This is a genomic window from Polycladidibacter hongkongensis (genome assembly GCF_001561995.1).
GTDB classification, from domain to species: domain Bacteria; phylum Pseudomonadota; class Alphaproteobacteria; order Rhizobiales; family Stappiaceae; genus Pseudovibrio; species Pseudovibrio hongkongensis.
Window position 1 is genome coordinate 81,283 of sequence record NZ_LLWC01000003.1, and the last position, 10,634, is coordinate 91,916.

The window sequence follows — 10,634 nt, forward strand, 5'->3', positions numbered from 1 at the left end:
AGCACGAAACGAGAACAAATGAACATGCTTTTCTGACATAATCCAAATTATGAGAGTAATTGAACGGTGAACGACCTCTTAGCCTCTTCTTGCTCTGTGCCGATGAAGCAAAACTATTTCATCAAACTGTCGTGAGTTAATGCGTACCCTTTTTCTATGTTTACAATTCCAAAGCTAAGGTGTGAACGCCTGAATTTACGGGCTTTTTGCAGGGATGACTGGCCTAATTTTTTGGCAATGATGCAGTCTTCACGCGCTAAATTCATGGGAGGGCCACTTGATCTTTATGGCGCTTGGGGGATGTTTTGCCATGAAACAGCTCTGTGGAGACTGATGGGTCATGGTGGGTTGGCAATTGAGCTGAGCGACACTGGAAACGTCGCGGGGATGGTGGATATAAACGCAGGTCCATTGTTTCCAGAACCGGAACTTGGGTGGTTCCTATATGATTATGCCGAAGGCAATGGCTATGCCAGTGAGGCGGCAGCTCTCCTAAAAGATTGGGCAAGAAAATCTATCCGGCTACCTTCTCTAGTGAGCTATATTGATGAGGAAAACAGGGCTTCCATTCAGGTCGCACGGCGTCTTGATGGAAGGCTGGACCCCCACGCGGAACGCGAGGATCCAACAGATTTGGTCTATCGTTACTGGTAGTTTTGTTCTGTCACGCCGCGATTGCCGTCCCTGCCTCCAACTGAGCGAGGATTTGCAGAGCAATTGTGCGTTCAGCGGTCTGGGTTTGGCAGCGTAGGCAGAGCTGTTGTTTAACTGCTTCACTCCACACTCCCTGTGGCAATTGGTTTAGCTCTTTGGCAAGGATTGAACCAAGCGCACCACTTTCCAGCAGAGCTGCGCCCAGTAGGGCTGTAGCCTCTCCAGTTCCCTCAGCGCAAGCCCGTGTAATCGCGGCAGCACGAACGACACGGTCGCGGCTTGCGAGCGCCTGTTGCATCACAGGTTGCGTAAGTTCATTTGCGGGTGCGTATTTGATGGCCTCAGCTCTTTCCTGAGTTGCGCCGGTTCGCAGTGCAATTGTAAAGAGCGGTTCAGCAACGTCCTTCGGCGCATAGGCGAGCAGTTGCACAACAATGGAGCGGAGCGGGAGATGATTGTCTTTAACGAGAGCAGGAAGAGCCTGCCATAAGGTAGGATCTGGCAGGACGCCCCGCCGCGCGCGTGACAACAGACTTTGTAAGGCCGAAAACCGAATTTGTGCATCAGCGGCGAGAGCTTGCTCGCATAGCAATTGCGTATAGGTTGTGTCATCCTGTTCACCAACGAGGCGCAGCGCTATAAGTTGGCAATCACGTATTTTATCTGCGGCAATGTCGGGCCTTACGCGCTTTTTCTTCAAGGTTGATTGTGCTAGCTCCAACAATTTTAGATCTGATTGAGAAAGCTCAACCTTCTCCTCAGGCGCTGTTGCTTGTGCCGCATCACCTTGCAATACAGCAGCGAGTGTAGATTGAGGGAAGCTGTCTTCCTCATGTTCACAAGCGATCTTTGGTTCACTGTGCTCTGAACTGTCTGTTGCGGACTGTATTTGCGAGGCGGGCTCTAGGACGTTGCCATCACGATCTATTCGGATGCGCGACTTGCTCTCTTCGTCGGTGCGCCCTGCTCTTTCCTGAGAGACTTCTTCTTGCGCTGCATCGACATTTTCTGCATCAGTAAGCGTGCCTTTAGCGGCTTCTGCGAGCAATGCTTGTGCACTCGCAGCGCCCTCACCATGCTCAGCAGCGAGAGCTGCCAGCGTGGCCATGGCGTGCAAGCGAAGGCTTTGGCTATTGCCTGCTATGGCGCCAGCCAGTATCGAAAGTACATTTTCGCAGTCGGGAAACTGTCGAAAGGCTTGCACCACAGCGCATTGAACGGAGGGGGCCGTTCTTTGTGCTTGAATATCTAGCAGCAAAGCTTGTGCCGCCGGGGAGGCAACTCTCGCCAGCACAGCAATCAACGCACAAATATAGGGATCTTCCGATCGGCGCAGCAAAGGTACGATATCTTGCAACAATTGCTCTTCGGCAGCATGATCTATTCGAGTTTCCGCAAGGCGCTCCAACGCGGCTATTCGCTCTTCGGCTGATGCCCCCCTCACCGCAAAGTCGATTAATTTTGCCGGGCTGATATCCTGAGCGTTTCGCAGGGCAAAGATGCGCAGCTCACTAGAGGTATCTGTGAGCAATCGTGCCAAGGGCAGATCTGCCCCTCGCGCCAGTAAAGCCTCACAGGATGCCAACCGAACCTCGGCAGCTTGATCTTGCGTTAAGGCATTAAGCGCTCGCTCTGCTAATGGCTCCGCGGTTCGCCCAAGGGCGGCAGCTGCTCGGCGGCGTAAGCGGCTGTTCGGGAGTTGCCCGATGGCAATAAGCTCCATAACCCCCGCTTCGCCAAACTGCGATAAGGCGGTGAGAACATCCTCCCAAAGATCTTGCCCCATCTCGTCTCGTGTAACTTGCAGAAGTGCCGGCAGGCAATCAGTGATTTTCAACCGGGCGATGGCAGCGATTACGCCTTTTTGCACATCAAGCCAGTCATCCCATTGCCCTGCCTCATCTTCCCAAGCAACAGTTTCTTCGCAGCGATCTAGCAACAGCTTTTGCAACAGTGGTGCTGCTGTATCTTTGTCTTTTTGCCCAAGCCCTTTAAGGGCTGCAAGTTTACTGTCCCCAACAGGATCATTGAGCAGGCTCCACAGGAAGTGTTCGCCAATATCCGGTTCTTGTCTGGAAACAAGGGCACAGAGAGCGTCGACCCGCACATCAGGATCATCATTTCTGGTCAGATCTAGCAGCACACGACGGGTGTCCGCATCCGTTGCAGAGTGCTTTCCGTTCGTAAGGGCTTTTAAGGCAAGACATTGCTCTGCCGGGCTGCCCTCCTGCGCGATTTTAAGTAGTGTTTCGCTTATCACGCGGTTTACTGCTTCTGGTTTTTGAATTGTTGCGCACATCGCGAAGCCTCTTGCAGTCGTTAAGGCACATGGGACAGGCCTGCTTAGAGTGAGATAGGTGGGAGCGAGCGCCCCCACCCTGATCGGCGTTTTTTCTAGTGTTTGCTAAGCGATGTCTCGCCGCGCAAAGGACATGGACCGGAAACTGTTTTTGTAAGGCGATGTGCCGATCTTGCGTATGCGCCCTACCCCCATCTTGTAGTTGTAGTTGCCGCTGATCCAGTCTACCACGCGCCCTGAAAGTGCGTTGGCAGGTTGGGCCGTGTGCAAAAAGTCCATGTAAAGCAAGCCTTTCTTCACGGCAGGCGTAACAATTGCCACTGCAGTTATTGCAGCTTTTGTCAGCTCGATATGGCCATTCTCCATGAGTTTGCTAAAGGAGAAATCATCCCCCTCGACACCGACGATGGTGTCGGTCTGGACAGGAATGCGTTCCGAGTAGAGCATGACGTAATCGCCGTTCTCAATCCCGCGTGCCTTAGCATCATCAGGATGAATCTCCACCCAGTTTTCTGGCCAGCGCTGCACAATGTATGGGCGCCTGCGATCATCATAGCCAGATTGCCAGCGCTCGTTAATTCGCCCGGAGGTCACCCACAACTCATCCTGCTTTGGCTTCAACCATGCCCAGTAATCGGAGAAAAGGCTCCACGGCGATTTCTGGATGTTGCATTTGCCGGTCTGCGAGTTGAAGTGCGTCAACTTCTTGCCAAGGCGGCTGGCACCAATCGGCCCGTCCTCCGGCAAGACACGTGTGGTATCATGCAGGCGCTTGGTTCCGATAAGCGAACCGTCGTCCGCCATCAGCACGGGTCCTTGAATACCGGCCGTGCCGTACTCGCCGAGTTTTTCGTGTAGGGTTTTGCCTTCCCGATGCGCCGCAACCTTGACCAGATGAAAGTCTTTTCGGCTTCCTCGGGAGAAGCGCGCCCCCTCCTCTAGAACCTCGTTCGAGTTTTTCCAATCAAAGCCGGTATATCCCATCTCTGTGGCGAGACGGGCAATGATCCACCAGTCAGGTTTTGCGTCACCCGGGGCATCATAGAATTTTGGATAAAGGCGAATACGCCGCTCTCCATTGGCACGGGTAAAGCTGTCTTCCCCCCAACCAGAGGCAGGGAAGACAATGTCCGCATAGCGCGCCCCGATGGGATCGACCAGATAGATATCTTGGTTGACGACGACCATCCCTCCGCTATCAACGCGCTTGATAAGCGTATCAATGATTTCCTGCTTGTCGAAGGAGTTGATCTGATGCGGGTTTTGCACTGTCAACTCATCAAACTTCGCCGCGAGGGATTGCGACCCACACATGGACTGGATCCAGGTGTTGCCAATGACGTGAGCAAAGCGGGTGTGCCCGGACATGAGGTAACGATCTGTGTCCATAGCTCTGCGACGACGACCGGGCAGTTTTTCGGGAGATTTGTTGCGCGGATATTTGCCGCCACGCAGACCGCCACGTTGGTGACCGCCTGCCCGGCCGATGACCTGCCCGGGGCGTCCGCCTGCTCCCACAACAATGCCAAGTGCGGAAATCGCCTGCGTATTGCCGGTATTATTGGACCAATAGAACCCCTTTTCGATCATCAAAGATGTTTTGGGGCGCGTGCCGTCTTCTCGCGGTTTGGCCATCCACTCCGCGGCCTTGTAGATTTTTTCGATGTCGATCTGGGCAATTTCTGCAGCGTTTTCAGGAGCAAATTCGTCCTGAGACAGCAGCCACTCTTTCCAGTCTTCGAAGCCGGCAGTTTGGAACTTGCCCCACGTGGTTCGCCACTGCCAAGGTGTGTTGCGCGTGCCCTGCCCAAAGCCGGAGGAGCTTTCCCATTTGTTGTTCACCCATTTCTGGATCCAGTCGGTATCCTCCCAGCCATTTTCGACGATCACGCGAGCTATTGCATTGACAACGAGCAGATCGGTGCCGGGTTGAATATCGAGCCACATGCCGCCGTTCTTTTCAGCATAGGCGATGCCCCCTGTTTTACGGGGTACCATAAAGATGGTGCGTTGGCCGTTTTGTATCCCCGGCATGATCCAGTCTGTAAACAGGATCGTTTTGGTTTCATAAGGATCGGTGCCGCAAATCAGCAAGGTCTCAGCATCACGCCAGTCTTCATAGGCAGGGCCAAAATTGTCGAACCCGGCATCGCGGAAACCCGGCGTAGATGTTACATCCGAAGGCGTATCGTGGAACGTAAAGTTGGCCGTACTGACGCTGTTTAGTGCGTACTTGGTGATTGCGTAGGTGTTCTCCATAAAACCGTAGGAGAAGGTCTTTACGCAATAGGCGTTCTCGCCATGTTTCTTGATAACGTGCTTGCCGACTGCTGCGGCAATTTCCATGGCGAAGTCCCATGTTACCGGCATCAGGACGCCAAACATGCGCACCATGGGAGATTTGAGGCGGTCACGCGTTGGGGTCTGCGGATTGTAAACTTTTTGTGCGATCGCGCCGCCACGAATTGAGGAGTTGCCTGCGATATTGACGTGTTCGGAATCTTTGTCCGGAATGATGATCACGTGATGAGGCTCGCCATTGTGCATGACGGTGTTGTATTGATTTGGTGCAACCCAAGGGCCAAGCGGATCAACAGGGAAATCGACATTAAAGGCGTTTTCTCCCGCCATTGCTCCGCCAACTTTGCCGCCTTTTACCGGCCAGCGATACACCTTGTAGCCGCAAGCGACGATGCAGTAGTCGCACGCGGTTGATATGACATCTGCATCAACTGGAGGCAGGGGAATGTTCGTCTCTGGAATATAGTAGGGAGTGGACATGGTTCTGCTCTCCTCAACCCTGTAAATTGTCGTGGCGGCCATAGATTAGGCCAAACATGCCAACGGCGTAGATGTCGTCGCCATCCAGCTCCAGCAGTACCTGCGGCAAGCTTTGATATGCCTGCCCAGAGATAAAAATGCCGTGCCGGGTGAGATCGAATGTGGTCAAATGCAGCGGACAAGGCCCTAGCGCTTTATCGGCTGCTTTGTAGGTATCCTGAAGTGGACCACCTTGGTGCGTGCAGGTGTAGCTAAAAGCGACAATGTCTTTTTGAGGTCCTATACCCCCGCCAGCTTCACGGCCAAGCTTCACCAGAATGGATTCCGCATAAGCGCCCTCATCTGGATAGGTGAAGTCCAACGGTTCATCCTGTTTGAGCTCTGAAAGCTTGGCGATGAATTTTCGCTTGTAAGTCGAGACCACCGCGGGCACTTTCGCCGCGCTTGGTCCTGACTTCAGGGCCACCATGATTGTGAATGTGCTAATCCCGGAGGTAAGTAAGAACTGTCGACGGTTCATCACACAACGCTTGCCGGTTTTCGCAACTTCCTCTGGCCCGTTAATGCTTGCCACTAGGGCCGGGTCGAGGGGGGAATGCTGTACAGTCATAGTCCGTCTCCTCTACTGGGTGCCCGTGCCTAGCACGGCATAGGGGGGCAGCTCTGGCTCTTCCATAGTGATCCGCTCTCCAGATAAGCTATTCAAAAAGGCAAGCAGATCGGCTTTTTCTTTGCTAGTGAGACCAAGCGGCTGAATAAGTGAGCTCTTGGTCTGGGAAAATTCGTTGGCCCCCCCACCTTGATTGTAAAATTCAATGACCTCTTCAAGGGTGGCCAACATCCCGTTATGCATGTATGGCGCGGTGTATTTCGTGTAGCGCAGCGAAGGGACTCTAAATTTACCTAAGTACTTTTTGTCTTTAGCACGGAAGTAGACCCCTGGGTCATCCTTGAAATCTCGGTACATCTTCTCGGTGGAGCCTTTGGCATAAAGCTCATAGCGGAAGGTAATTTGCGCCAGTTCGTCGTCTTGCCAGCCGTCAAAGGCGGGCACACCGATATTGTAGTATCTCTCGTTGGAAAGCAGCGCGCCATTGTGGCATTGCGAGCAACCGGCCTTGCCAGTGAAGAGGTCAAGCCCGCGCTTTTGCGCGGCATCAAGGGACGTGTCATCGCCGCGCATGTATGCGTCAAATGGCGTATCGGTCTGCACAAGTGTGCGTTCAAAAGCTGCAATGGCCATCCATGCGTGGTTAAGACGCGGGTAATCGGTGCCAAAGACATCCTTGAAGCGCTGACGGTACTCCGGAACAAAGGCGAGCCGGGCTTCGAGCATGTCGTCTTCGCCGTTGCCGGCAACTGCGCCTTTGGCTGCCGACTTGGCTTGGGCCTCTAGCGATTTCGCGGCGCCCGCCCAGAATAAATTCCCGTAGTACGCAGCGTTAATGACCGTTTGTGAATTGCGCCAATGCACTGTGCCCGGATAACCCAGTGAAATCTTGTCGGGAAAATCCCAACCTGCGTCTGGAAGGTGGCACGCTGAGCATGGCATCGCCCCGTTACCAGACAATCGCGGATCGAAGAACAGCAGCTTGCCGAGCTCGATTTTTTCAGGTGTTTGCGGGTTGTCCGCAGGGATTGGCGGTGGGCCAAGCGGGGCCAGCTCTTTTGGCCGCTCTGAGGCTTGCGCGGTTGCAGCAATCGCAATTGCTGAGACGCCGGCTAGTATCCATTTAGAGAGGATTGATCTCATGGCAGTTGGCATGATCTTGACTCCCTAGTTTTTGGCGTTGTTCCAGTCAGAAACGACATGGTATTCGTAGTCGTCTTCTTCCCAGACATAATATGGTTGATTGAAGCTCTCGCCAGAGAGTGCTTGCAGGAAGGCGAGAAGATCTGCTTTTTCTCTATTGCTGAGGTTTAGAGGCTTCAGTGCCTTATCCTTCAGGGTGTCTTTGCCGCCGCCCTGATTGTAAAACTCGATGACGTCTTCAAGCGTGGCAATCATGCCATTGTGCATGTAGGGAGCGGTGTAGGTGAGCTCCCGCAGGCTTGGCGTTACAAATGAGCGCTTTGCAGCTGGCGTGTGGTCTTGAATATAGGCGCCCAAATCTTCACGCACATTCATGTAGTTTTCAACACCCATGAACTTGGCATAGGCCACATATGTCTGATGGCGTAGCGGATCCGCCCATATCGCAGGATTGTCCGGAACGCCGGTATTGTGCCGCTTGTCGTCGGTAAAGCGATTGCCACTGTGGCATGTGCTGCAACCAGCCTTGCCGGTAAACAGCTCATAACCTCGCTTCGCCGCAGCACTCATGTTTCCTGCATCGAAATCTGCCCCAGCGGAGGTGATAGATTTCAAAAATTCCTGCAAGGCAGAGCGTGCACCGCCATTTGATGGCTCCCCTTTGCCTGCGGCGGCAAACATCTTGATGTAAATTGGATCCTGCTTCAAACGCTCTTGCATCATCCGCATGTCCATATTCATAATATAATCTTCAGTGATCATCTCGCGGGAGACGTCATTTAAATTGGTGCCGAGGCGACCATCATGCATCCAGTTGACGCGGTGGCCAACATTGGCAAGGGTCGGCGTGTTGCGAAAGCCTTCCGAGCCGCTATAGGCTGTTGAGAGTGGCTCACCGTCGGTAAAAGCCTTTTCCGGCTGATGACAGCTGGAGCATGAGAGATTGGTATCTCCAGAAAGCCTTGAATCATAAAACAGGCGCTTGCCAAGCGCGGCCAGATCTTCATTCACTTGCAGCGGCTCAACCGGCCCCAAATCTGCCGATAAAGCAGAGGAACTGGCAAAAAGCAATGCAGCAAGACTTGCAGGTAGGCGCATTGAACCCTCCGTTTTGGAGAGGAGCGGAATGTCTTTGCCCATCAAATACGATGCGAACTTTGGCTCCCCCGACTAAGCCCAGTATTTGCAGAATGTGATATACAGCACTGATTGCAATCAAGGCGTACGTAGAAAAGAAAAAGAATCGAGATTTACCCATAACCTATTGAAAATCATAGTTAATACGTAAAAATAGGTAGATTTGAGCGATATCAACTCGCATTTGCAACTTTATGCGTACATTACGCTTACCTAGAGTTTTAGGGCTAGGTGTTTTTGGGGGTTACTAGAGAGCGTGTCTTAGAGGCGAGTAATGTTTGGGGGCATTGCATGCATGAAACAAGTGGGGCGGCAGCTGCCGTGCGCGCGGATAGGGGCAAGCAGCCGCGACACTGTACTATTGTTAGGCACTGCGGTTTTGAGCACAGTAATTGTCTTTGTGGGGAGTTGCGGGCCGTGCACGGGGCAAGCCCGTTAAGGGGCAGTCACCGCGTACACCTTTCTGTGGCAGATGAAATTGAGCCACGAGAGCTCAGTGGAGAGCCGGTGCTAAGCGTGCTTGCTGGCGCAATGGGGGTTGTTGCGCACCTTAGTGATGGTCGGCGCACGATTACCGGCCTATTTTTACCCGGCGATTACATAAACTTGGCGGCGCTCTCCCGACAAATTAGTGGGACGATCACCGCGCTTGGTCCTAGCACGTTGCAGATCATTGACCAGTCGGTCTTTGACAGTTTGTTGGAGCATTCGAGACAAACCCGAGAGCACTTTGTCTCTCGCAGCAATGCGCTTCTTTTTCAAATGCTCGATCATAGTAATGATTTGGCCAAGAAAACGCCGATTGAGCGCATTGCCGCATTCTTGTTCGAACTGCGCAGCCGAAGAGATCGGAATAAAAGTCACGAGCTGAACCATGTCCAAATTCCGTTTGGACGCCGTGACATCGCCGACTACCTCGGCTTGCAACCGGAAACGGTAAGCCGCGGGTTCACCGCTCTAGCGCATGAAGGCGCAATCAAGCTGCTCGCGACCGACAAGATAGAAATACTTAACATGAAAGGCCTGCGCTACATTGCAAATGGTGGCCGGCCAAGGAAGAAAGGTTAACCCGCTGATGACCAAGAGTGTAACGCTCATCGCCGCGTTGGTTTTGGCGTGTGCAGGCGCAATGTCTACCTCAGGAAATGCGAGTGAAAACAGCAAACAAAACGCAGTTGCCATAGATCAGGTAAGTGATCCTACGGTCGATTACGTCTTGGATATGTTTCGTTTCGAGCCAGACTTCGTTCGCATTCCAGTGGGTGGCAAGATAATTTTTAATAACTCGCGCGGACAACACACAGTCAAAAGCGTGCGTGGCTTGATCCCGGAAGGGGTAAAATCGATATCAATTGCAAACACGCAGTCGCATACTCAAGTTATGGATGCCCCGGGCCTCTATGTGATGACCTGTAAGGTGCATGGTCGCTATGGAATGGTGATGTTAATTGCAGTGGGGCCACGCGAAGCATGGCGTAATCCTCCTGAAAGTTGGAGCAAGAAGCTTAACGGACGCGCGGATGAAAAACTACAGCAGCTCCTTGCGCGCCTAGAACAAAAATGACAAGGGCGCCCTTTGCAGGACGAATAAAGTTGGGTCAGGCGAGTTGATGCGCCTGACCTCTTTTTGTTGGGATATATGCCCTCAAACCAACCGTAGATCATTGGAGAGATATTTGCTAAGCGATTCAAGAGAGCTGACTGCTGGACAGTCTTTTTCGATCCATGCAAGTGCAGTTTGAACACTGGGAAACATGCCGCCAGAAACACCGAAGACAGCTTCAACACTGGCCCGCTTGTTTGCCTGATACTCTTCCACTGGCATCACAATCACCATTTTGGAAACGTATGCCTTGATCTGGTCAGCGGCACCACCGGCAAGCCAGGCTTTTGTCTCCTTAGCTATGTTGGTTTCTTGTTGGAGTTCCGCCCGATTTCCGGACAGTTTGATTAAACATATTACGCTGCCCTTTTCCAAGCCCTTTGTTCAAACACCTGACAAGGTGTTTT

At 52.8% G+C, this 10,634-nt stretch carries 9 protein-coding genes; 3 read left to right on the forward strand and 6 right to left on the reverse strand.

Translation table 11 applies throughout. From position 1 onward, the window contains the following. Positions 1 to 156: 156 nt before the first annotated feature. Positions 157 to 654, forward strand: coding sequence for a GNAT family N-acetyltransferase (locus AYK82_RS00400; RefSeq protein WP_068310175.1), 498 nt, complete (start codon positions 157 to 159; stop codon positions 652 to 654). 10 nt (positions 655 to 664) lie between these two features. Here AYK82_RS00400 and AYK82_RS00405 read toward each other — a convergent pair whose 3' ends face one another. The 5 genes from AYK82_RS00405 to AYK82_RS00425 all read right to left on the reverse strand — a co-directional run bounded on the left by AYK82_RS00405 (position 665) and on the right by AYK82_RS00425 (position 8,585). Then, on the reverse strand, positions 665 to 2,953 hold the full coding sequence (locus tag AYK82_RS00405) for a HEAT repeat domain-containing protein (protein ID WP_068310177.1): 2,289 nt from the start codon (positions 2,951 to 2,953) through the stop codon (positions 665 to 667). A gap of 105 nt (positions 2,954 to 3,058) precedes the next feature. After that, the gene (locus tag AYK82_RS00410; protein WP_068310179.1) at positions 3,059 to 5,734 is read right to left on the reverse strand and encodes an arsenate reductase (azurin) large subunit; all 2,676 of its coding nucleotides are present in this window, start codon (positions 5,732 to 5,734) and stop codon (positions 3,059 to 3,061) included. 13 nt (positions 5,735 to 5,747) lie between these two features. After that, the gene (locus AYK82_RS00415) at positions 5,748 to 6,344 is read right to left on the reverse strand and encodes an arsenate reductase (azurin) small subunit (RefSeq protein WP_156453218.1); all 597 of its coding nucleotides are present in this window, start codon (positions 6,342 to 6,344) and stop codon (positions 5,748 to 5,750) included. 12 nt (positions 6,345 to 6,356) lie between these two features. Further along, positions 6,357 to 7,499, reverse strand: coding sequence for a cytochrome-c peroxidase (locus AYK82_RS00420; RefSeq protein WP_068310181.1), 1,143 nt, complete (start codon positions 7,497 to 7,499; stop codon positions 6,357 to 6,359). Between the two features lie 12 nt (positions 7,500 to 7,511). Next, a complete protein-coding gene (locus AYK82_RS00425; RefSeq protein ID WP_068310210.1) occupies positions 7,512 to 8,585 on the reverse strand; it encodes a cytochrome-c peroxidase in 1,074 nt (357 codons plus the stop codon). Between the two features lie 456 nt (positions 8,586 to 9,041). Between AYK82_RS00425 and AYK82_RS00430 the strand changes: the two genes are divergently transcribed. After that, complete coding sequence (locus tag AYK82_RS00430; protein WP_172795168.1) at positions 9,042 to 9,692, forward strand: Crp/Fnr family transcriptional regulator; 651 nt, start codon at positions 9,042 to 9,044, stop codon at positions 9,690 to 9,692. Between the two features lie 7 nt (positions 9,693 to 9,699). Then, positions 9,700 to 10,188 (forward strand): plastocyanin/azurin family copper-binding protein, encoded by a 489-nt coding sequence (locus AYK82_RS00435; protein ID WP_156453219.1) that lies wholly within the window; start codon positions 9,700 to 9,702, stop codon positions 10,186 to 10,188. An 81-nt stretch (positions 10,189 to 10,269) separates the two neighbouring features. Here AYK82_RS00435 and AYK82_RS00440 read toward each other — a convergent pair whose 3' ends face one another. Continuing rightward, positions 10,270 to 10,602: a hypothetical protein gene (locus tag AYK82_RS00440; RefSeq protein WP_068310187.1), complete on the reverse strand. Its 333-nt coding sequence runs from the start codon at positions 10,600 to 10,602 to the stop codon at positions 10,270 to 10,272. Between the last annotated feature and the right edge of the window lie 32 nt (positions 10,603 to 10,634).

Coding starts and splice junctions, on each gene's coding strand:
- AYK82_RS00435 (WP_156453219.1), top strand. CDS start 9,700: ATGACCAAGAGTGTAACGCTCATCGCCGCGTTGGTTTTGGCGTGTGCA.
- AYK82_RS00420 (WP_068310181.1), bottom strand. CDS start 7,499: ATGCCAACTGCCATGAGATCAATCCTCTCTAAATGGATACTAGCCGGC.
- AYK82_RS00410 (WP_068310179.1), bottom strand. CDS start 5,734: ATGTCCACTCCCTACTATATTCCAGAGACGAACATTCCCCTGCCTCCA.
- AYK82_RS00415 (WP_156453218.1), bottom strand. CDS start 6,344: ATGACTGTACAGCATTCCCCCCTCGACCCGGCCCTAGTGGCAAGCATT.
- AYK82_RS00425 (WP_068310210.1), bottom strand. CDS start 8,585: ATGCGCCTACCTGCAAGTCTTGCTGCATTGCTTTTTGCCAGTTCCTCT.
- AYK82_RS00405 (WP_068310177.1), bottom strand. CDS start 2,953: ATGTGCGCAACAATTCAAAAACCAGAAGCAGTAAACCGCGTGATAAGC.
- AYK82_RS00400 (WP_068310175.1), top strand. CDS start 157: ATGTTTACAATTCCAAAGCTAAGGTGTGAACGCCTGAATTTACGGGCT.